General features: G+C 72.5%; 18 protein-coding genes. 11 read left to right on the plus strand and 7 right to left on the minus strand.

Features of this window, described 5'->3' with window-relative positions:
- Positions 1-837: 837 nt before the first annotated feature.
- Positions 838-1,215 (minus strand): YbaB/EbfC family nucleoid-associated protein, encoded by a 378-nt coding sequence (locus tag KZ829_RS01170; protein WP_220142016.1) that lies wholly within the window; start codon positions 1,213-1,215, stop codon positions 838-840.
- 135 nt (positions 1,216-1,350) lie between these two features.
- Between KZ829_RS01170 and KZ829_RS01175 the strand changes: the two genes are divergently transcribed.
- The 4 genes from KZ829_RS01175 to KZ829_RS01190 all read left to right on the plus strand — a co-directional run bounded on the left by KZ829_RS01175 (position 1,351) and on the right by KZ829_RS01190 (position 6,496).
- Positions 1,351-2,655, plus strand: coding sequence for an AAA family ATPase (locus KZ829_RS01175; RefSeq protein WP_220142017.1), 1,305 nt, complete (start codon positions 1,351-1,353; stop codon positions 2,653-2,655).
- A 36-nt stretch (positions 2,656-2,691) separates the two neighbouring features.
- Positions 2,692-3,690, plus strand: coding sequence for a beta family protein (locus KZ829_RS01180; protein ID WP_220142018.1), 999 nt, complete (start codon positions 2,692-2,694; stop codon positions 3,688-3,690).
- 20 nt (positions 3,691-3,710) lie between these two features.
- On the plus strand, positions 3,711-4,556 hold the full coding sequence (locus KZ829_RS01185; RefSeq protein ID WP_220142019.1) for a bifunctional DNA primase/polymerase: 846 nt from the start codon (positions 3,711-3,713) through the stop codon (positions 4,554-4,556).
- A gap of 131 nt (positions 4,557-4,687) precedes the next feature.
- A complete protein-coding gene (locus KZ829_RS01190) occupies positions 4,688-6,496 on the plus strand; it encodes a SpoIIE family protein phosphatase (protein WP_220142020.1) in 1,809 nt (602 codons plus the stop codon).
- A 352-nt stretch (positions 6,497-6,848) separates the two neighbouring features.
- On the opposite strand, the gene KZ829_RS01195 is transcribed toward KZ829_RS01190, so the two are convergent.
- Both KZ829_RS01195 and KZ829_RS01200 read right to left on the minus strand, forming a co-directional pair.
- Positions 6,849-8,453, minus strand: coding sequence for a hypothetical protein (locus tag KZ829_RS01195; RefSeq protein ID WP_308285292.1), 1,605 nt, complete (start codon positions 8,451-8,453; stop codon positions 6,849-6,851).
- 37 nt (positions 8,454-8,490) lie between these two features.
- Entirely contained in the window at positions 8,491-9,537 is a 1,047-nt protein-coding gene (locus tag KZ829_RS01200; RefSeq protein WP_220142021.1) for a hypothetical protein, read from the minus strand.
- A gap of 126 nt (positions 9,538-9,663) precedes the next feature.
- On the opposite strand from KZ829_RS01200, the gene KZ829_RS01205 reads away from it, so the two are divergent.
- The gene (locus KZ829_RS01205; protein ID WP_204297245.1) at positions 9,664-9,948 is read left to right on the plus strand and encodes a DUF427 domain-containing protein; all 285 of its coding nucleotides are present in this window, start codon (positions 9,664-9,666) and stop codon (positions 9,946-9,948) included.
- Positions 9,949-9,968: 20 nt separating this feature from the next.
- Here the strand turns inward: KZ829_RS01205 and KZ829_RS01210 are convergent, their stop codons facing one another.
- A complete protein-coding gene (locus tag KZ829_RS01210; protein ID WP_229795257.1) occupies positions 9,969-10,361 on the minus strand; it encodes a hypothetical protein in 393 nt (130 codons plus the stop codon).
- Positions 10,351-10,536 (minus strand): hypothetical protein, encoded by a 186-nt coding sequence (locus tag KZ829_RS01215; protein WP_220142022.1) that lies wholly within the window; start codon positions 10,534-10,536, stop codon positions 10,351-10,353. The genes KZ829_RS01210 and KZ829_RS01215 overlap by 11 nt, the downstream gene beginning before the upstream one ends.
- A 168-nt stretch (positions 10,537-10,704) precedes the next feature.
- Here KZ829_RS01215 and fxsA point away from each other — a divergent pair, with 168 nt between their 5' ends.
- The 3 genes from fxsA to KZ829_RS01230 are packed head-to-tail and all read left to right on the plus strand — an operon-like array spanning position 10,705 to position 14,059.
- Positions 10,705-10,896, plus strand: coding sequence for an FxSxx-COOH cyclophane-containing RiPP peptide (fxsA, locus tag KZ829_RS01220; protein ID WP_308285293.1), 192 nt, complete (start codon positions 10,705-10,707; stop codon positions 10,894-10,896).
- Between the two features lie 14 nt (positions 10,897-10,910).
- Positions 10,911-12,350: an aKG-HExxH-type peptide beta-hydroxylase gene (locus tag KZ829_RS01225; protein ID WP_220142023.1), complete on the plus strand. Its 1,440-nt coding sequence runs from the start codon at positions 10,911-10,913 to the stop codon at positions 12,348-12,350.
- 47 nt (positions 12,351-12,397) lie between these two features.
- Positions 12,398-14,059 (plus strand): putative bifunctional diguanylate cyclase/phosphodiesterase, encoded by a 1,662-nt coding sequence (locus tag KZ829_RS01230; protein WP_220142024.1) that lies wholly within the window; start codon positions 12,398-12,400, stop codon positions 14,057-14,059.
- On the opposite strand, the gene fxsT is transcribed toward KZ829_RS01230, so the two are convergent.
- Positions 14,054-16,465, minus strand: coding sequence for an FxSxx-COOH system tetratricopeptide repeat protein (gene fxsT, locus KZ829_RS01235; protein ID WP_220142025.1), 2,412 nt, complete (start codon positions 16,463-16,465; stop codon positions 14,054-14,056). The two genes, KZ829_RS01230 and fxsT, sit on opposite strands and share 6 nt — an antisense overlap.
- A gap of 46 nt (positions 16,466-16,511) precedes the next feature.
- Positions 16,512-17,777: an MFS transporter gene (locus KZ829_RS01240; protein ID WP_220142026.1), complete on the minus strand. Its 1,266-nt coding sequence runs from the start codon at positions 17,775-17,777 to the stop codon at positions 16,512-16,514.
- A gap of 71 nt (positions 17,778-17,848) precedes the next feature.
- On the opposite strand from KZ829_RS01240, the gene KZ829_RS01245 reads away from it, so the two are divergent.
- The 3 genes from KZ829_RS01245 (at position 17,849) to KZ829_RS01255 (ending at position 21,821) form a co-directional block, all read left to right on the plus strand.
- Positions 17,849-18,892, plus strand: a complete 1,044-nt coding sequence (locus KZ829_RS01245; protein WP_220142027.1) for a GlxA family transcriptional regulator — start codon at positions 17,849-17,851, stop codon at positions 18,890-18,892.
- A complete protein-coding gene (locus KZ829_RS01250) occupies positions 18,889-20,595 on the plus strand; it encodes a GspE/PulE family protein (RefSeq protein WP_246634886.1) in 1,707 nt (568 codons plus the stop codon). The genes KZ829_RS01245 and KZ829_RS01250 overlap by 4 nt, the downstream gene beginning before the upstream one ends.
- A gap of 107 nt (positions 20,596-20,702) precedes the next feature.
- Positions 20,703-21,821: a type IV pilus twitching motility protein PilT gene (locus tag KZ829_RS01255; RefSeq protein ID WP_220142028.1), complete on the plus strand. Its 1,119-nt coding sequence runs from the start codon at positions 20,703-20,705 to the stop codon at positions 21,819-21,821.
- Positions 21,822-21,825: the final 4 nt, after the last annotated feature.

Below are 21,825 nucleotides of genomic sequence, written 5' to 3' on the forward strand. Positions count from 1 at the left end.
GGGGGGGGGCTCCCCCCGCTCCCGGCGCCGGTGGGGGTTGGGGGGCCCCGCCCCCCCCCCACGCCCGCTTCACTATTCACCGACACTTGCCAGTGAAGCCGAGAGTTATTTCCGAGTGGTGACACACAGGCAAACATCGTTTCACAAGACGTGATCAAATACCGTGTGACCTGCGACAGCACGAGTTGATCGATCACTCGGCAGCCCGGCCGGCGCACCCCCGAAGCGGTGAAATGCGTTGCAGTACGCGCGTCCCTTTTCACCACCCGGCCCGACGGACCGCGACCCGCGTGGACCCTCGCCGGGCGGCACCGTCAACCGGACGGGGTCAACTGTCGGATACCCGTCACTTCGCTCATGAAGCGAGCGGGCGGACCGGGAAACGCTCTCCGCCAGGAGGCTGGTCACGCCCAGCCGATCACGTGTTGCGCCCTCGGGCGCCACTCCACCCGGACGCGCGGCACCTGTCATGTTGCTCACAGCCAGCCCCTCCCACGGACGCGAGGGCCGCACCCACGGGACGTTTTCCCTACCGCAACCCAAGCCGCCCGGGAACCGTCCTTCACGGGTCGTCACCAGCGGAAACGTTGCAGCGCTTTCCACCGCACCCGAACCCGGGACCGGTCGCGGCATTTCCGCACCGCCTGCGTGCCGTTTCTTTCGCCCATTCCCCTTTTCTGTCGATCACCCCCACCCGCGCCCCAGCAGGCAAGATCCTTCCCTACCGAGGGGTAGATTGATTTCGTACCGGAAAATTGCGCCGGAAAGTACCTCGGATATCGAGTCGGCGAATGCCATTCGCCCGCCATTTCGGAGTGCGGCCGGCCCGCTCCGTGCTTAATCGGTTCGGTTCACCCCGGCCGCATAGGTCTCGATAACCGCGCGACCGGTCGCGGAATCCGCGCCCACCGTTTCGTGGGTAACCGCCGTCACGGCCGTGAGCAGCCGGCTCCGGGCGGCCCGCAGGGTCGCCATGATCTCCCGCGCGGTGTCGCCCGCGGGCCGCCGGCGGATGCCCTCACCGAGGTCGAGCGCCGTCAGGTCGCCGCCCGCACCGACCGTCACGGTGACCAGGCCGTCGGGGCTACGGGCGGTCTCGGCGAGCTGTGCCAGGCGGACGGAGAGGGTGCGGGCCCGATCCGCCCGCTCGTCGATGGCGCACCGCCACTCGTCGATCCACCGCTCGGCCTCGTGCAGATCCCGGCCGTCGAACATGGCGCCTCCTCATCCAGCGTGACGACTTCGCGGCAGACGGTAGCGAGATCGGCGCGAGCCCGGGGACGGGCCTGTGGACAACCGTGGTCTGTGGATAGCCGTGGTTCTGTCGGGGACGGGCGATACCGTGCCGGGGTGAGTTCGCACGCACTCGTCACGCCGGCCGAGGAGGCCGCCACCGTCATCGCCGCCGTTCTGGGCGATCTGCTCAGCGGCGCCCACCGTGGGGTGGTGGTCGACTCCCCACCGGGCGCCGGCAAATCGACCCTGGTGGTCCGGGCGGCCGGCGAGCTGGCCGCCACCGGCGCGCCACTGATGATCGTGGCGCAGACCAACGAGCAGGTGGATGATCTGATCGACCGTCTCGGCACCCGGTCGCCGGAGATCGGGGTGGGCCGGCTGTCCGCGGTCGACTACGAGCCGACCGCCCGGGTGCGGGCACATCCGCGGTGCCGGGTGGCGGCCAAGGTGGCCGATCTGGGCTCACCACCGGTCACCATCGGCACGGCGGCGAAATGGGCCACCGTGACCGAGGGCAGGTGGCCGTGGGCGATCGTCGACGAGGCCTACCAGATGCGCTCGGACGCGTTGTTGCGGGTCGCGCCACGGTTCGAGCGGGCCCTGTTCGTCGGCGACCCCGGACAGCTCGACCCGTTCTCGACCGTCGAGGTGGACCGGTGGATCGGCCTCTCCTGGGACCCGATGCAGAGCGCGGTGGCCGTCCTGCTGCGGCACAATCCGGAGCTTCCGGTGCACCGGCTGCCGGTCTCCTGGCGACTGCCCGCGTCGGCGGCGCCGGTGGTGGCCCGGGCCTTCTACCCGTTCACCGGCTTCCGCTCGGGCACGGGGCCGGGCGATCGCACGCTCACTTTCGAGCAGCCCGCGCGGGACACGCTCGACACGGTGCTGGACACCGCGGCGGCCACCGGCTGGGGGCTGCACGAGTTGCCGGAGCGCTTCACCGTGCGTACCGATGCGGAGGCCGCCGCTGCATGTGCCGAGCTGGCCGCACGGGCCCTGACCCGGGAGGGGATCGCCGTCTCCGAGGCCGGGAGCGGGCGGCTCACGCCGGAGCGGATCGCGATCGGCGCGGCCCACCGCGACCAGGTGGCGGCGATCCGGTCCCTGCTGCCACCGGAGGCAGCCGAGGTCACCGTGGACACGGCGAACCGTCTACAGGGCAGGGAGTACGACCTGACCGTCGTGCTGCACCCGCTCTCCGGCCGGCGCGACGCCACCGCCTTCCACCTGGAGTCGGGGCGGCTGTGCGTGCTGACCTCACGGCACCGGCACGCCTGCGTGCTGGTGGCCCGCGCCGGGATCGCCGAACTGCTCGACGCACACCCGTCGACCGAGCCGGTCCATCTCAACGTGCCGGTCAAGTTCCCGGACGGATGGGAGGCGAATCAGTCGATGCTGGCCCATTTGCACCGAACGTAACCCAACGGTAACCATCGATACGTCTACCGTGGGAGCATGCCGTTCGACGGGGCCTACCTCCCCATCCTGCGACCACGCCGGGGTGAGCTGACCGCGCTGGCGCACCTCTCCGCGGAGGAGGCCGCCCGGGTGATCCCGGTCGTCGAGCTGGAGCCGGACAGCGGACTGCTCGCCATGCTCCGGGAGCTCCGCCCGCGTACCGGGACGATCGCCGTCGACTTCGGGCAGTTGCCCGAGATCGACGCCCCGGAGCACCTCGCCGGGCGGCTGGCCGACCTCGGCCTCGGCCTGATCCCGGTGCTGCGGCCGGACGAGAGCGGCCCGCGCCTGGCCGCACACGGCCGGGCCGCGCGGATGCACCGGCGCCGGGCCGTGCTCCGGCTACGGCCGCACGCCGACGCCGGCAACCCGGCCGAGGCCGACGCCGTCACCGAACGGCTGCTGCGTGCCTCCACCCTCGATCCGGACGACGTGCACCTGCTCATCGACCTGGCCGAGACGGCCTGCTCGGCACACGCCAGCGAGGTGGAGGACCGTGCCCGCCGGGTGCTGCGCTGGGCCCGGGCGACACCGTGGCGGTCGATCAGCGTGGCCTCCGGCGCCATGCCGCCCAACCTCGACGATCTGCCGACCGACCGGCCGGTCGCGGTGGGCCGCCTGGACGCCCGGGTCTGGGCCCGGCTCGGCGAGCCCGGCGTGGGGTACGCGGACTACGGCGTCACCTCACCGGTCCGGCGCCGCGGAGTCCAGCATCACCGGCAGCTGCCGACACTGCGCTACACCACCGAGGCGGATTGGTGGATCTACCGCTGGGCCCGGCGCGGCGGCCGGAGCGACGACCGGTGCCACGACCTCTGCCGCACGCTGGTGACCTCACCGCAGTGGCCGGCGGCGGGCGCGCGCTTCTCCTGGGGCGATGCCGAGATCGCCAAACGGGCCCGGACCGCGCGGGGCGCCGGCAGCTCGGCCAGCTGGATCGCGTGGAGCACCTCGCACCACATCGCGCACGTTCTGCGGACTCTGCCGGGGCACTGAAGTGTCGTACGGTTGTTCTAATGTCGCTCACGGCTGCCCTCGCGTACGCACGGCACGGCATCCCCGTCCTGCCGGTGCACACGCCTGACCAGGGTGGCGTCTGTTCCTGCCACAGAGGAGCGCGATGCGACAGTCCCGGCAAGCACCCCCGTCTCCGGCACGGCCTCAGCGAGGCGTCCACCGATCCCCATCAGATCAGGCTGTGGTGGACGTTCTGGCCACGCGCCAACGTGGGCCTGCGGACCGGGGTGGTGATGGACGTGGCCGACGTCGACTCCGCCGAGGGCTGGCACGGGCTGCGTCACCTCCTCGGCGGCGACCTCCCACCCGGCCCCCAGGTGCGCACCGGCGGGGGCGGCCGTCATCTGTGGTTCCGCCCGACCGGCTGTGGCAATCGCGTCCGCCTGCTGCCCGGACTCGACTGGCGCGGGGCGGGCGGTTACGTCCTGGCCCCGCCGTCGAGGCACGCCACCGGCGGCGACTACCGCTGGATCCGGCGCCCGGCCGTGGCCCTGCCCATCGGGCCGGCGACGCTGCTGGCGCTGATCGCGGGCCCTCCGCCACCCGTGCGGGAGCGTCCGGTCACGCATCCCGGCCGATATGCGGAAGCGGCTCTGGAGGCGGAGACCGGCCGGGTCGCGCGCGCCCCCGCCGGTTCACGGAACGACACGCTCAACCGGGCCGCCTTCGCCCTCGGGCGGCTGGTCGGAGCCGGGCTGCTGGCGGAGTCGACGGTGTGCTGGGAGTTGACCGCGGCCGCGCGGCACGCCGGGCTCGGCCGGGCGGAAATTCGCGGCACGCTCCGGTCCGGCCTGACCGCCGGCCGGCGCCACCCGTTAGAGCACGGTCCACCGTCTGCGGCCTGACCGGCGGATACGTCCCGGCTACGGGGTCGGGTCATCCGTTCGGACGAGGCGAAACGGATGATCGGGTCAGGGCTGGAGCGGCGGCTCCCCACCTCCCGCCGGTAGCCTGGCAGCGGACCGGCCGGGGGGCGATGGTGCTTCAGTGGGACCTGATCGGCGAAGCCGAGCGGAGAGTGCTCGCTGATCCGCTACGCCTCAGGTCGGTTCGCCGGCTGATCGGTGGCCCGCTGCCCGACGAGGCCTTCGACCGGGTGGCAATGCTGGTCCGCAAGCTGGTCGACGCCCCGATGGGCGTGGTCTGCCTGGTCGACCTGGACCGTCAGGTGCTGGCCGGTCAGGTCGGTGTTCCGGACCCGCTGGCCTCGACCCGCGAGATGCCGCTCACCCACTCCTTCAGCCGCCACGTCGTGACCGCCGGAGAGATGCAGGTCGTGTCGGATGTGCGCTCCGACCCGCGGATGCGGGACAACCCCGCCATCGCCGAGATCGGCGCCATCGCGTACGCGGGAGCGCCCATCACCGACCCGGACGGGCTGATCGTCGGCACCCTCTGCGCCGTCGACCACGAACCCCGCGTCTGGACCCCGAGTGAGATCGCCCTGCTCAGCGAGCTGGCCGCGGTCTGCTCCTCGGAGGTGTGCCTGCGGATCGCCCGGGCCGCCGCGGACGAGGCCCGGCGGACCGCCGAGTCGGCGCATCAACAACTGGAGCTGCTGGCCGAGCTGACCGAGTCGCTGGCCGCCACCATGGACGTGGAGGAGGCCATGCGCCGCCTCGGTGGCATCGTCACGAGCCGGCTCGCCGACTGGTGCGTGGTCGCGATCGCCGACGATCCGGGCGGCCCGGCATCCGTCGTCGCCACGCACCGCGATCCGGAGCGCGCCACCGACATGGGCCGCCTCGCCGCACTGGCCGACTTCGCCCGCGACGATCTGCGCTCGATGCTGCTCGCCGTCCGGCGGGGCGGGCGGCCGTTCCGCAGCGGCGACGGAGCGGCCGACCTGCGGAGCCGGATCGCCGACACCGAACTGGCCGAGATCACCACCCGGGCCGGGTTCGGGGCGTCGCTGATCGTCCCGATCAGCTCACCGGTGCGGCGGCGTGCGCTCGGTGCGGTGCTTCTCGTCAACCACCCCGAGCGGCGGGGCTTCACGGCCGCCGAGGAGTGGACCGCCGCCGAGATCGGCCGCCGGGCCGGGCTCGCCGTGGAGAACAGCCGTCTCTACCGGGAGCAGCGGCACGTCGCCGAGGTGCTCCAGCGCAGCATGCTCACCGATCTGCCGGAAATCCCCGGCGTCGAGCTGCACGCCCGGTATCTTCCCGCGCAGGACGGCGCGGCGGTCGGTGGCGACTGGTATGACGCCTTCGTCCAGCCCGACGGCAGCGTCATCGTCGCGGTCGGGGACGTCTCGGGGCACGACATCGAGGCCGCCGCGACCATGGGGCAGCTGCGCAATCTGGTCCGGGGAGATGCGTACGGGCGGGACGAGGAGCCCGGCGCCCTGCTCACCGCGCTCGACAACACGCTGCACGGCCTGCGGGTCCCGGCCTCCGCGACCATGGTGCTGGCCCGGGTCCGCAAGTCGGCGACCGGTTACGCGATCGGCTTCGGCAACGCCGGCCACCCACCACCGCTGCTGCTCCTGCCGGACGGCTCGGTCCAGGTCTGGTGGGTGCCACCGGAGCCGCTGCTCGGCCTGCCGCCACGCGAACCGCGCAGCACCGACCATCGCGACGTGCCACCGGGCTCGACGCTGCTCCTCTACACCGACGGCCTCGTCGAGGATCGCGACCAGTTTCTCGACGACGGCATCGACCGCCTGTCCGCGGTCCTGCGCACCTACGCCGGCAGCCCCGGCGACGAACTGTGCACCCGACTCCTGGAGGTCGCCCCCCACCGCAGCGACGACATAGCCCTACTGCTGGTCCGGTTGGGCTGAGCTGAGTTGCTCCGCTGGGCCTGATGGCTCCGCTTCGCTCCGCGGCAAAACGCTGGGCCTGATGGCTCCGCTTCGCTCCGCGGCAAAACGCCTTGTAACCGGTGTCGAGGCAGGTGATCTCCCGCCGCCAGCAAAACCCGCTGGCGTCGGCAGATCACTTGCCTCGACACCGGCGGCGTTTTGCGGGGGACGTCGAGTGCACCGCCGTACCGCTCAGGGTGACCGTTCCGTGGCTGGGACGAGTTCCGCGGGAATGGATCTTCGCGGCTGGCTCTCCGAGATGTCTCAAGGGGTCTCAAACAGCCCGGAGAGCCAGCCGGACAAGATCAACGGCGGGGGCGCCTGGGAGTTGTCAGCTGCGGTGATCGGCGTTCCGGGCGGCGGCGACGGCGGGGGGTGCGTCGGGATCGGCAGCGAGGGGTGCGTCGGCGACGGCGGGGGCTGGATTGGAGTCGCTCGGTGTGCCGGGGGCGGTGTTCGGGTGGGGAACGGGGGCGGACGTGGGTTGTGGTGTGGGGGTGGGAGTTGGGATTTGTGTGGGGGTGGGGGTCTGGTCGGCGGGGGTTGGCGGGCCGCCGTGTGTCCATGGGGTTTCGGCGGGGTCGGGCAGGGCTCCGCTCGGGCGGTAGGCCTCGCTCAGGGTGGTGAGTATGAGGTGTTCGCCGACGGCGGGGACCGAACCCGGCTCGGCCACCAGCTTGCGGCCCATCCCGCCGGAGAGTTCCAGGAGGACGTCGTGGCCTTCGGGGGCCGCCGGGGTCACCGAGACGACCCGGGCCTTCTGGGACGGGCGGGTGGGCGAGGTCAGGGAGGTGCCGGGTTCCACCCGTACCGGCTCGGTGGTGTGGACCATGATGCGCGGGCGGAGGACGGGCCGTTTGCCGCTGTCGTCGATGCGGTCGGCCTTGGCCAGGGTGACGATCCCGGCGAAGGCGGCCCCGGTGAGGCGGTATTCGGCCAGGACCAGCGGGTCGTCGAAGGCGCGCTGGACCGCGTAACGGGTGGCGGCGTTCTCGAGGCGCTGCAACCGGGCCGCGGCGGCGACCGCCCCGTCGCGGCGGGGCTGGGGTGGACCGCCTTCGGCCAGGTGCTGGGTGAAGGCGGTGAAGGCGTCGCGGTCGGTGTCCCAGCGGAGCCGGACCCGTTCTCCGGCCGGGAGCCGGCGGAGCAGGGTGAGCGTGCGCCACATCCGCTCCCAGGTGGGGAGCAGCAGGTCGCGGAGTACGCCCGGGAGTTCCGGGGCGGACCGTTCGATGAGCGGGGCCAGCACCCGGTTGTCGAAGTCGGGGTCGGTGGCGGGGCCCGCGACCGGGCCGTTCTCGGCTTCCCGGGCGGCCGCCGCGCCGGACTCGATCCACGCCAGCTGGGCGCCGAACTGGGCGTCCTCGGCGCCGCTCTGCCCGGTCGCCCAGTGCAGGCCGAGCGCCTGTACCGCGTTGACCAGCAGCGATGAGCCGGGCACCTCGGCGGTGTTGGTGAAGAAGGTGAGCCATCGGCCGAGCAGCGGTACGGCGGCCGGAACCGGGTTCTCGCCGTCGACCGTACGGAAGCGGGTGGATCGCCCGAAGAGCCGCAGGAAGTCGATGCCGCCCGGGTTGGGCACCCAGAGCTGCGGGGCGTCGACGTAGCGCCGGCGGACGTCCTTACCGCGGTCGACCGGGACGTCCTCGGTCTGGTCCGTGAACGAGTCGAGGTACGGGACCAGCACTCCGGCGAGTTCCGCGGCGAAGCCGAACCGGTCGTCCCGGTTCCGCGGCTGCGCGACGGTCAGCAGCCGGGGCCGTGCCGGGTCGGTGCCGACCAGTGCGGCGAGGGGCGCGTTCGCCTCGCCCGCCATGGCCAGCGGGATCAGGATCAGCGGATGGTCGTGCACATGCAGGTGGCGGACGGTCGCGATGGGCTGCGCCCGCCCTTCCGCGACGGCCAGCGCCCGCGCGAGCGCGGTAAGCGTACTCACCGAAACACCACCGGAAGCACGGCGAAAAGAAGGTGGGTCAAGGCAGGACCTCGGTGCGGAGGCGGAGGGCGGCCCGCAGCATCGCCGCCGCCTCGGCCTGCTCCTCGGTGGGCTCGCGCTCACCGGAGGCCAGCGCCAGCACCTCCTCGACGCTCTCGATGCCGCCGAGTGACTCCCGGACCGACCGGCCGAGCGCCGCCGTGCTGCCCGCCGCCTCGCTGCGGCAGAAGACGGAGAGTTCGCAGGCGGAGAGGCACTCGGGCGCGTACCGCGGCTCGATGTGCCCGAGAGCGGTCACCAGCATCGCCGGGTCGAGGGCCAGGTCGAAGCTGAGGTCGTCGGGGAGGGCGGCGGCCAGCGCGTCGACGGAGGCCAGCCGGGAGAGCTGGCGGCGCAGGGTGGAGAGCTGTTTGCGCACGTCGAGGACGACCGCGACGGGCCGGAGCGAGAAGTTCTCCGGGCAGACGAGCACGACCTCGTGGCTGACCAGCGACGGGTCGAGGCCGAGCCGCTCCAGCAGGGCGCGCAGGGCGAGCACGTAGACGGCGGCCTGTACGGCGGCGCCGGACACCTTGGCGCTCTCCGCCTGCCCGTCGAGGATCGCGAACGACTTGATCTCGACGACCTGGAGGCGGCCCTGGTGGGCGTACGCGATCAGGTCCGGTTCGAGGTAGACGGTCTGCCCGGCGACGTCGAGGGTGAGCAGCGGATGGTCGATGAGGGCGGCCGTGGCGCCGGCGAGCAGGCCGGCGGTCCGGTCGTGCCGGGACCCGAGGGTGTCGTCGTCGTCCGCACCCAGGTCCTGGTAGCCGACGCCGAGGTCGACCTCCAGCACGGACCGCAGCAGCGCGCAGTCGTCGGCTTTGAGCATGGCCTCGAAGGCGTTGCCGCGGGTCAGGGCGAACCGCGACTGGCCGAAGCCGCCGGGGAAGCCGACCCGTTCGGCGAGCTTGAGTTTGTCGATGCCGGCCGCGTCGAGGACGGCCCGGCGGTTGCAGCCGGGGTTGCCGGTGAGCGCGGCGATGGTCCGGGCGTTGTGGCGCTTGGCCCGCCCGGAGCCGCGCAGCTGGTCGAGACGAGACATCGGATCCGTTCCTGAAGATCGGAAACTCGACTCTAGAACGTCGGAATCGAAGCGGCAATTCACCCACGGGAGGTGAATAAATCGCACATATCAGACACAAAGCCGCGAGCGCGCTACGTTCGGGACATGCCGAAGGCCATCTGGAACGACGAAGTGATCGCCGAGAGCGACGACACGGTGGTACTCGAGGGCAACCACTATTTCCCTCTCGCCAGCGTTCGTGAGGACGTGCTCGTCCCGTCGGACACGCACACCGTCTGCCCCTGGAAGGGCCGGGCGTCCTACTACTCGCTCCGGGCGGACGGCGAGGTCGCGCCGGACGCCGCGTGGTTCTTCCCGGATCCGAAACCGGATGCCTCGGCGGTCCGCGACCGGGTGGCGTTCCGTAGAGACGTCCGCGTAGAGGCCTGAACCCACCCTCGGAGGCCCGCTCACGTGATACGGGGGTGGGCCTCCTCGATCTTCCCGACCTCCAGATAGTCGAGCAGGTCACGCTGCCCCTCGGGCTCCAGCGCGAAGAACGCCGCGTACGCCTCCTCCCGCGCGTGCGTGGTCTCCGCCGCCAGCAGCGCGATGATCGCCGACCAGGCCAGCGACACCCGGTCGAAGAGCCGCGCCCGGCGCAGGGACGTGAGCCGCGACAGCATCGCCACCTTGGTCGCCGCGTCGTCGTCGAGCGCGACCCGGTCGCAGAGCTCGAAGAGGGCCCTCCCCCGGTAGGGGTGCTCGGACTCGATCATCCGGGCCAGCTCGGCGTTGCTCATCCGGTCGACGGCCGGCGCCGGCCCGCGCCGCGGCAGGGACGCCCCGGGTTCACCGTGCACGGCTGTCCCGCCCGCTCTCGAACCCGTTGCCCGGCAACTGGTGCGGCAGCGTGGGGGTGTGGTGGAAGGTCGGGAACTCCGGAACCGGCATCACCGGCTCATCGACGTCGGCCACGAACCCGGCCGGCTCCGGCTCTTCGCCGGTCCGCGCGGCGGCCTCATCGAAACCCAGCACTTTGCCCTCCGTTACCTGATTACTGCGGTGATGTCCCATGAGATCACGGCCGTACAAACCCCGCGAGCACCCGCCGCGATGACGCCCACCCCTCACCCGACCCGGCGACCGCCGTAACCTTTCAAACAACGCATCGATCGCCACAAGCGGCTCGCGGAGGAGAAGACAGTGCACGAGGGGCAGGACGACGGCGGGCCGGCGGAGTGGCGCTCCGTGATGATCGACCTCTCCGATTCCTCCCTCGCGGACTTGGTCGAGCTGACCGGGCAGGAAGACTCGGCCCTCGCCCGGGCGTTACGCCGGGTCACCGGGGACGGCCGGTCCGGCGAGCCGATCGCCGGGTTCAACTCCGCACTGTGAGCGCCGGTCCGCCCATGACCGTACAACCCTTCCGGCTCAGCGACGCCGCCTTCGCCGCGCTGGGCGCCGGGCGTCCCTCCGGCGACACCCTCGGCGCGTTGCGCCGCGCGGAGTTCAGCCGCCATCTGCTTCTCCTCCGCGAGGTGCGGCGCGGCCTTCCGTCAACCCCTGTCTGGTACGCGGAAAGCGCGGCCGGCGACTCCGGTTCCGCCCGGGACTGGATCGCCGACCCGATGACCGGCCTGTGGGCGGCCGAGGCGCTGCGCCGTGGCCCGTCGGCGATGCCCGCCCCCGCTCCCCGCGACGGTCACCCGCTCACCGCCTCCCACGACGGCCTGACCCTGTCGGTGCGCCTGGAGGACGCCGATCCGGTCCGCGCCCACCTGGGCCTGGTCCCGTCCGCGCCGGTCACCCCCGAGGAGCTGGCGCACTGGCGGTCCTGCCTGGAACAGGCCTGGACGCTGCTGGCCGGCGAGCACCGCGCGGCCGCCACCACCCTGGCCGGGGTGCTGCGGGTGATCGTCCCGGTGCGGCCGGACCCGACCGCCGACGGGATCAGCGCCACCTCGGCGGAGGCCTTCGGCGCGGTGGCCATGTCGGTGCCGCCGGATCCGGTGGCTCTGGCCGTGGGCCTGCTGCACGAGACCCAGCACAGCGTCCTGAACGCCGCGGGCCTGCTCTTCGACCTGGTCGAACCGGACGGCACGAGGGGCTACTCGCCGTGGCGGGACGATCCGCGCCCGGCCTTCGGGGTGTTGCACGGCGCCTACGCGTATCTGGCCGTGACCAGATTCTGGCGAGAGCGGGCGCGGCGGGACCGGAACGCCGGGTTCGAGTTCGCCCGCTGGCGCACGGCCGTCGCGGAGGCCGCGTCCGAGCTGCGGGACGGTGGCGCGCTCACCCCGGCCGGGGACAGGTTCGTGTCCGCCCTGCTCGACGAGGTGCGCCCGTGGCTGGCCGAACCGGTGGACCCCGAGGTGGAACGCCTGGCCGGCATGGCCAACGCCGACCACCGGCTGCGCTGGCGGCTACGGAACCTGCGCGTCGGCCCGGTGGACACGGCCCGGCTCGCGGCGGCCTGGCGGTCCGGGCGGGACGCGCCGGAGGTGACGCCGGTTCAAGTGCCGTGGTCGGGGCGGGAACTGGCGGACGGTTCCCGGTTGCGGCTGGTGAAGGCGCTGCTGAAGGGTGACCCGGCAGCTCCGCCCGGCGGTCGCGGCAATGGCGCGGATGCCGCCTGCTTGCGGGGTGCCCACGGCAGCGCGCGACGAGCGTACGAAATAGATCTTGAAGTTGATCGTGGGAACGACGCGGCCTGGGCGGGCCTCGCCCTGGTCTCCCCGCACCCGGCCGTGCGTGCCCGGCCCGAGGTGATGCGCGCCGTCGCCCAGGCCGTCCCGGAGGCCTCGATCGCGGTGCTCGCCGACTGGCTCGGGAAACCCCGCCGCGGATGACTCAAGCAGGCCCGGCCGGTACCGATGTTCCTCGCCGGAGGTGCAAAATGGGTCGCAACGCTCTGTGGGATCGGGTGCGGATCGTCGTCGACGACGCCGTGGTGCTCGCGTCGCTGGTTCTGCTGGCCTGGCCGGCGGCCGATCCCGCGCAGCCCGGTGGGCTGAGCGGCCGGATCGTGCCGCTGCTCGCGGCGCTCTGCCTGGGCACGGCCGTGCTGCTGCTGGACACCCGGCGCGGTCTTCTGCGGTATGCCACGGTGGCCGCAGCGCTCACCACGGTAGGCATCCGGCATCTCACCGGCGGGTTGCACCCGGGCGCGGTCTGGTTGCTGCTGCTGCTCGCGGCGGCCGGGCTGCTGCGGCAGTTCCTCAGCCACCGGGCCGACCCGGACCGGAACCGGCAGCAGACGCTGCTGGCGCAGCAGGCGTTCCGCGACCCGCTCACCGGGCTCGGCAACCGGCGGATGTTCGTCGAGTTCGCCGAGGACGTCCTGGCCGAGCCGGCCCGCACCAAGACCGCGGTGATCGTGGTGGACCTGGACGGCATGAAGGACGTCAACGAGATGTTCGGGCACGCGGTCGGCGACGACCTGCTGCGCGCCGCGGCCGAGCGGCTCGCCGAGAACGTGCGCGCCAACGACACCGTGGCCCGTCTGGACGGCGACGAGTTCGTGGTGCTGTTGTCCGGCCTGGAGGACGAGCACGCCGCCGTCGGGGTGGCCGAGCGTGTCCTCACCGAACTGCACCGCCCGTTGCAGCTGAACGGGCTGGCGATCAGCATCCGGGCCAGCGCGGGTGTCGCCGTCTCCGACGGCGGCGACGGGCTGGACGGTGTGCTGCGCCGCGCCGACCAGGCCCTGATCCGGGCCAAACGGGACGGCGGTGGGGTGGCCCGGCGGTTCGACCCGGTGCTGTTCGCGAAGGCGGAGCAGCGGCGGCTGGCCGAGCAGGATCTGATGCGCGGTCTGGAGGCCGGCGAGTTCGAGGTGCACTACCAGCCGATCGTGGACCTGAACGCCGGCGGCATGACCGTCGGTGTGGAGGCCCTGGTCCGCTGGCGGCACCCGGAGAAGGGCCTGGTCCCGCCCGCGCTCTTCCTGGAGCTGGCCGAGCAGCTCGGGCAGGTGCCCCGGCTCGGCGGCTGGGTTCTGGAGGAGGCCTGCCGGCAGGCGATGAACTGGCAGAACCAGTTCCCCGGTTTCGAGATGAACGTCAACCTGTCGGCGTCCCAGCTGACCGATCCGCGGCTCGTGGACGAGGTGCGGGAGGTGCTCACCCGTACCGGTCTGCCCCCGAAGGACCTGGTGCTGGAGCTGACCGAGTCGGTGGCGCTCACCGACCTGGTCGAGTCGGCCCGGGTGCTCAGCGCGCTCAAGGCGCTCGGCGTACGGATCGCGCTGGACGACTTCGGCACCGGCTTCTCGTCGCTCAGCCACCTCAGCACCCTGCCGGTGGACGTGGTCAAGATCGACCGCTCGTTCGTGCAGGCCATGCCCGAGACCGGTGGGGCGTCGGTGGCCGAGGCGGTGCTGCACATCGCGCGGACCTTCAACCTGGACCCGGTGGCCGAGGGTGTGGAGGACGCCGGGCAGGCGGAGCGGCTGCGCGAGCTGGCCTGCGGCCGGGCCCAGGGCTTCCACTTCGCCCGGCCGATGCCGGCCGTCGAGGTGACGAACCTGCTCGACAAGCAGTCGGCGGAGATCCTATAGCGGCGGCAGATCGATCTCCGTCTCCACAGCATGACCGGCGGCGGTCACCCGGAACACCGGGTGGCCGTCGCCGTACGCCTTGGTGAACCCGTCGAGCGCCTGCTGCCGCGCCGCGTCGTCGCCGCCGGTGAGCGCCAGGTTCCACGAGCAGGCCACGGTGTCCGGATGATCCGGCCCGCGGACCGCCCGGGAGCGGCGCAGCGTGTCGGCGGCCAGCTCCCGGGCCTGCTGCGCCCGGCCCACCGCCGCGAGATCGGCGGCCAGCCCGTTGGCGCAGCCCAGCGCGAACGGATGATCGGCCCCGACACTGCGCCGCAGCCCGCCGAGAACCTCCTCGCCGATGGTCCGCGCCTCGGCGTGCCGGCCCGCGGCCCGGATCATCCCGGCCAGCCCGGCCGACGCGGCGAGCGTGAACGGATGTTCGTCGCCGAGCACGGCGTGATATCGGGTGACGGCGCGTTCCAGCAGCTCGTGGGCATGATCGAGGTCGCCGTCGGCGCGGGCGCAGTGTGCCGCCGACACGGCGGCGGCCAGGGTGTCGACGCTCAACTCACCGAACCGCTGCCGGCAGACCCGGAGGTTGGCCTCGGCCAGGGCGCGGGCCGACGGGTCGCCCCGGCGGCGGGCGACCATCGCGGCGGCCCGGCCGGCCCACAGTGCGAAGATGTGGTCCTCCGGCAGGTCCGCGCCACGGGCGGCCAGCACCTCGGCGGCGCCCGCGTAGTCGCCGAGGCCGAACAGGTCGAAGGCCAGCCCGGCCCGGGTCGCCACGATCTCCGGATGGCCGTCCACGAAGATCGCCTGGCGGTGCCGCAGCACCTGCTCGTCCAGCACCCGGGCGCCCCGGAAGTCGCCGAGCAGCCGCAGGTCGGCGGCGAGGTTGTTGGCGCAGCGCAGCGCGGTCGGGTAGCCCTCGCCGAACAGCCGGCGGTAGCGGACCAGATTGTCCGCGTCCAGCTGCCGGGCCTGCCCGAAGTGGCCCTGGATCCGCAGGTCGCCGCCGACGCTGTTGGCGGTGGTCAGGGTGACCTCGTCGTCGGCGCCGGCCACCTCCCGCTGGGTACGCAGGGTCTGCAGGTTCAGGTTCCGCGCGTCGGCCGTGCGCCCGACCGCCCGCAGCGCGTTGGCCAGGTGGAACGAGGCCAGCAGGGTCTGCTCGGCGGACTCGCCCAGCACGTCGCGCCAGCGGGTCGCGGCCGAGCCGGCCAGATCCCGGCTGGAGTCGTAGTCGCCGCGGGCGAAGTGGTACCGGATGCAGTTGACCACCAGCTGGCGGACCTCCTCGGCGTCGCCGCCGAGCAGGTCGGACTGGATCAGGTGCGGGGCCAGCTCGGCGTACCGGTACCAGCCCGCCGGGTCGTCGGGGTCGCCCGGATCGGCGGCCGCCAGCATCCCCCGGACCGTACGCCGGAGCGCCGCGTGCCGCTCCGGGCTGAGCTCCCGACTGAACATGCCCCGGATCAGCGGATGCACGGTGAGCCGCTCCCCGGCCGGGTCGAGCTCGGCCAGGCCGTACCGGCTGATCCGGCGCATCGCGGCCCGCAGCCGGCGCTCCACCCGGACGATGCCGGCCAGCTCCGGCTCCAGCGGCAGGGTGCGGGCGGCCCACAGCAGCCGCCAGGAGATCGGCGCGCTGGCCAGGAAGGTGCACAGCTCCAGCAGCATCCGGTCGCCCGGGACACCGGCGCCGAGCGCCTCGGCGGCCAGCCCCCAGGCCACCCGGATCGGGGTGGCTTCGGCGGCGCGGCGATCGTAGTCGGACAGGTAGGCGGAGGCGCTGCGGCCGGTGGCGTCGCGGACGGCGGCGGCCAGGTCGAGGGCCATCGGCACGTCGTCGAGGCGGGCGGCGATCCGGTCGGCGTCGGCCGCGGACAACTCCGGCGCCCGCGACCGCAGCAGGTCCACACTGTCCGCCCGGGAGAACACCGGCACCGGCAGGGCCTGCGCCACCTCGGCCGTCCATCGTGGGTCGCGGCTGGTCACCAGCACGTGCCCGGCGCCGCTGGGCAGGTACGGCGTGATGTCCTCGGGCCGGTTGGCGTTCTCGAAGACGATCAGCCAGTTCCTGTACGGCTCGCCCCGGCTGAGCGCGTCACGCACCGCGCCGAGTGTCCGGTTGAGGTCGCGGGCCTCCGGCACCCCGAGCCGCTGGGCCAGCCCGGCCAGTGACGCCCGTGTCCCGGCGGTCTGCTCGGCCGGGATCCACCAGATGAGGTCGTACGCGTCGGCGTGGCGGTGGGCGTACTCGATGGCGAGCTGGGTGCGCCCGGTGCCGCCGAGCTCCTGCTCCGGACTCGGCAGCAGCACCACCGGACCGTTGCCGAGCAGGCCGCGGACCCGGGTCAGCAGGTCATCGCGGCCCACGAAGCGGGGGTTGCGCGGCGGCAGACCACCACGGTTCGGCATGCCGATTACCGTACGTGGATCCCTGGCCACAGAAAAGGAGGGCCGGTCACGCCGGGACGCGCAGTTCCTCGATGACGGGGAGCCGCTTCCCGGCGTAGAGCATCAGGCTCAGGACCGCGCCGAGGATCGCCAGGCCACCGGCCACGTACCAGGCCGTCGTGTAGTCGCCGAACCGGTCGCGGGCCAGCCCGGCCGCGGTGGCGGCGGCCGCCGCGCCGAACTGGTGGGAGGCGAAGACCCAGCCGAAGACGATCGGCCCGGCCGCGCCGAAGTACTCCCGGCAGAGCGTCACGGTCGGCGGCACGGTGGCCACCCAGTCCAGCCCGTAGAAGAGGACGAAGATCAGCATGCTGGGGTGCGCGGTGGCCGCGAACAGCGACGGCAGCACCAGCAGGGACAGCCCGCGCAGCGCGTAGTAGGCGCCGAGCAGGATCCGGCTGTCCACCCGGTCGGTCAGCCAGCCGGACGCGATGGTCCCCACCACGTCGAAGACGCCGACCAGCGCGAGCAGCGTCGCGGCGGTGGTCTGCGGCATCCCGTGGTCGTGCGCGGCCGGGATGAAGTGCGTGCCGACCAGTCCGTTGGTGGTCGCCCCACAGATCGCGAACCCGCCCGCGAGCAGCCAGAACGCCCTGGTCCGGGCAGCGTCGCGGAGGGCCCGCAACGCGTTCCCCGCGGCCCCTCCGGCCGGTTTCACCGGCGTCTCGATCTCGGTGGCCCCGAGCGCCGGGACGCCCACCTCCGCCGGGTGGTCCCGCAGCCTCCAACCGAGCAGGGGTACGACGGCGAGCGCCGCGATCGACACGGTGACCGCCGCCGTACGCCATCCGTCCGACTCGACGATCCGGGACAGCACCGGCAGGAAGATCAGGTTGCCGGTCGCGCCGGCCGCGGTGAGCACGCCGGTGACCAGACCTCGGTGCCGGACGAACCAGCGCCCGGTGATGGTGGCGACGAAACCGAGGGCGAGCGAGCCGGTGCCGAGGCCGACCAGCACGCCCCAGCAGAGCACCAGTTGCCAGCTCTGGGTCATCCACAGGGTCAGGCCGGAGCCCGCGGAGACCAGCAGCAGCGCGGCCATCGCGATCCGGCGGACGCCGAACCGGTTCATCAGGGCCGCGGCGAACGGCGCGGTCAGGCCGTAGAGCAGCAGGTTCACCGAGACGGCGGCCGAGATGGTGCCGAGCGACCAGCCGAACTCCTCGTGCAGCGGCTGGAGCATGACGGACGGGGTGGCGCGGAAGCCGGCCGCGCCGAGCAGTGCCACGAAGGTCACCGCTGCGACGGACCAGGCGGGATGGATACGTCTCACGGCATCGATCCTGCTGTGTGGGTAGGTCACAGACGAGTGGCCGGGGAGCCATCATGCGCAAGAATCGGGCCATGAAGCCCATCCAACCGCCCCACCCACCGCCCTCAGATCGGATTGAAGAACATCTCATTGCCGTCCTGATCCTGGAGGGTCTCGTCCCCTTCGACCTCGGCACGCCCACACAGGTGTTCCTGTCGGCGCGCGACGACTCTCTCCGCCGGCTGTACCGCGTCCGGGTCTGCGGCAGCGGCCCGGTGCGCTCGGAGGCCGGCTTCACCGTCGTCCCCGACTACGACCTCTCCGAACTGGCCCACGCGGACACGGTGATCGTCCCGGGGATCCACAAGGGCGGCCCGGTGACCGACGGGACCCTGCCGGACGACGTGCGGGAGGCGCTGGTCGCCGCCGCGGCCCGGGGCGCCCGGATCGTCTCCATCTGCACCGGGGCGTCGGTGCTGGCCGCCGCCGGCCTGCTGGACGGCCGCCCGGCCGCCACCCACTGGGCCTGGGCCGAGCGGATCGGCGGGCTGTACCCGCGGGTGCGGTGGGACTTCGACGTGCTCTTCGTCGACGACGGGGACGTGCTCACCTCGGCCGGCGTGGGCGCCGGGGTGGACCTGTGCCTGCACATCGTCCGCAGCGACCACGGCGCCGCGGTGGCCAACCGGACGGCCCGCCGCTGCGTGGTGCCGCCCTGGCGGGACGGCGGGCAGGCGCAGTTCATCGAGCGGCCGGTGCCGGACGCGCACGGTTCGGGCACCGAGCCGACCCGGGCGTGGGTGCTGGACCGGCTGGCCGAGCCGGTCACCCTGGAGGAGATGGCCGGGCACGCCCGGATGAGCGTACGGACGTTCACCCGCCGGTTCCGTGACGAAACCGGGCTCAGCCCGCGGCAGTGGCTGCTCCGTCAGCGGGTCGAGCACGCCCGCATCCTGCTGGAGTCGACCGACCTGGCGGTGGAGTCGGTGGCCCGCCGGGCCGGGCTGGGCAGCGCCACCGCGCTCCGGCAGCACATGCACGCCACGATCGGGGTGGCGCCGTCGGCGTACCGGCGGACCTTCCGGCCTGATCTTCGCGCCCTCAGTTCCGGGCGATACCTTCCGATGGGGCAATGAGCACTCTTTCCCTCCGCCGCTCCGAGGTACGCATGGATCAGACCTTCCGCCCGCTGCTCGACGCCCTGAAACAGATCGGCGTGGACCCCGCCGCGGTCGACCGTGCCGCCGCGGAGGCCCAGCGCAGCGGCCGGTCGGTGCGCGCGGTACTGATCAACGATCAGGTGGTCACCGAGGAGCAGCTCACCGAGGCGGCCGCCGCGGCGTTCGGGATCAAGACGCTGGACCTGGTCGGGTTCACTCCGGAGCCGGCCGCGCTGAAGCGGATCCCGCTGCCGGTGGTGCTCCGGCACCGGGTGCTCGGCCTGGCGATCAACAACAACGAGCTGGTGGTCGGCGTCACCGACCCGGCCGACGTGGTGGCGCTGGACGACGTACGGGCCTCCACCGGCATGACCATCCGCCCGGTGGTGGTGGCACGCAGCGAGGTCCGCCGCTACATCGAGCGGCTCCAGCGTGAGGGCGCCGACCTGGCCGACCTGGCCGACGAGGGGCAGGACGACCAGGCCGGCATGGCGGCGCAGGCCACCAGCACCGACGACGCCCCGATCGTCCGGTACGTGAACAGCCTGATCGAGCAGGCCGTCATGAACCGCGCCTCCGACCTGCATCTGGAGCCGACCGAGGACGACATGCGGGTCCGCTACCGGATCGACGGCGTGCTGCACGAGGTGGACATCGTGCCCCGCGGCGTGATGTCGGCCCTGATCTCCCGCATCAAGATCATGTCCGGGGTCGACATCACCGAGAAGCGGATCCCGCAGAACGGCCGGATCACCGCCCTGATCCGGGACCGCACGGTCGACCTGCGTACCGCCACGCTGCCCACGGTCTGGGGCGAGAAGATCGTGCTCCGGGTCCTGGACACCGGCGGCGGCATCGACCTGGACCTGGCGAAACTCGGCTTCACCCAGCACAACCTGGAGCGATTCTCCGCATCGTTCAGCAAGCCGCACGGGATGGTGCTGGTCACCGGCCCGACCGGCTCCGGCAAGTCGACCACCCTGTACGCCACCCTCGGCAAGATCAGCCGGCCGGAGATCAACGTGATCACGGTCGAGGACCCGGTCGAGTACCGGCTGCGCGGCATCAACCAGGTACAGGTCAACGCCAAGGCCGGGCTGACCTTCGCGGCGGTGCTGCCGGCGATCCTGCGTACCGACCCGGACGTGGTCCTGATCGGTGAGATCCGGGACGGCGCCACCGCACAGATCGCCGTCGAGGCCGCACTCACCGGCCACCTGCTGCTCTCCACGCTGCACACCAACGACGCCCCGGGCGCGGTCACCCGGCTCACCGAGATGGGCATCGAGCCGTTCCTGGTCGGCTCGTCACTCGACTGCGTGCTGGCCCAGCGTCTGGCACGGCGGATCTGCGACTGGTGCAAGGAGCCGTACGCCCCGACCGAGGAGGAGATCGTCGGCGCCCACTGGCCGCTGGCGGATCTGGCCTTCCCGGAGGTGCTGTACCGGCCGGTGGGCTGCCGGAACTGCGCGAACACCGGGTACAAGGGCCGGATCGCGGTGCACGAGGTGATGCCGGTCAGCCCGGAGATCGAGTCACTGTGCATCCGGCGGGCCGCGGCCGGCGAGATCCGCGAGGTCGCCGTGGCCCAGGGCATGTACGACCTGCGCGCCGACGGCCTGGCCAAGGCGGCGGGCGGCCTGACCTCGATCCGCGAGATCTCCCGGGTGGCCGTCTGAACGGTTGCAGAGCTGTACCCGCACCGCACCCGAGCGCTCCTAAACCGGACTTCCCCGGTGCCGAATCAACAGGTGTTGGAAACACCGAGCGGGACCCGGGGGAACAGATGAGCACGCTCCAGCACGAGGCACGGCCCGGCGCCGGCGCCTCCCCGAACGACCTGGACGTGCTCAACCATCTGCTCATCACCCTGGTCGAGGCGAACGGCTCCGACCTCCACCTGACCGTCGGCTCCCCGCCGATGATGCGGGTGAACGGCTCGCTGCGGCCGGTGCCCGGTTACGGCAGGCTCAACACCTCCGACACCGAGCTGCTGGCCCGCGCGGCGGTCACCCCGGAGCAGTGGGACATCTTCATGCGGGTGCAGGAGATGGACTTCGCGCACAGCATCGTCGGCGTCTCCCGGTTCCGCGGCAACCTGTACCGCCAGCGGGCCTCGTACGGCGCGGTCTTCCGGGCCATCCCGCACAAGATCAAGCCGCTGGACGAGCTGGGCATGCCGGAGTCGGTCGCCCGCTTCGCCCATCTGCCCCGCGGTCTCGTCCTGGTGACCGGCCCGACCGGTTCCGGCAAGACCACCACCCTGGCGTCCCTGCTCGACCTGGCCAACCGCAGCCGGGCCGACCACATCATCACGATCGAGGACCCGATCGAGTTCCTGCACCCGCACAAGCGGTGTGTGGTGAACCAGCGGGAGGTCGGCGCCGACACCGACACCTTCGCCACCGCGCTCAAGCACGCGCTGCGGCAGGACCCCGACATCATCCTGGTCGGCGAGCTCCGTGACCTGGAGACCACCGCGACGGCGCTGACCGCCGCGGAGACCGGTCACCTGGTGATGGCGACCCTGCACACGCAGAGCGCCACCCAGACCATCGACCGGATCATCGACATCTTCCCCCCGCACCAGCAGCTCCAGATCCGCGCCCAGTTGGCGGCCAGCCTTCAGGGCGTGGTCACGCAGGCGCTGGCGCCGACCGCCGACGGAAAGGGACGCCTGGTGATCTGCGAGATCCTGACCTGCACGCCGGCCATCCGGAGCCTGATCCGGGAGGGCAAGACGCACCAGATCCCGTCCTTCATGCAGGCCGGCGGCAGCGAGGGCATGCTCGCCTTCGACCAGCACCTGGCCGAGAAGGTCCGGGAGGGCCTGGTCACCATGCCGGCCGCGCTGGAGATCTGCCATTCCGCCGAGGAGCTCAAGCGCCTCGTGGGACGGGTGTGATCCG

Origin of the sequence: Actinoplanes hulinensis (assembly GCF_019429605.1) — a bacterium.
GTDB classification, from domain to species: Bacteria; Actinomycetota; Actinomycetes; order Mycobacteriales; family Micromonosporaceae; genus Actinoplanes; species Actinoplanes campanulatus.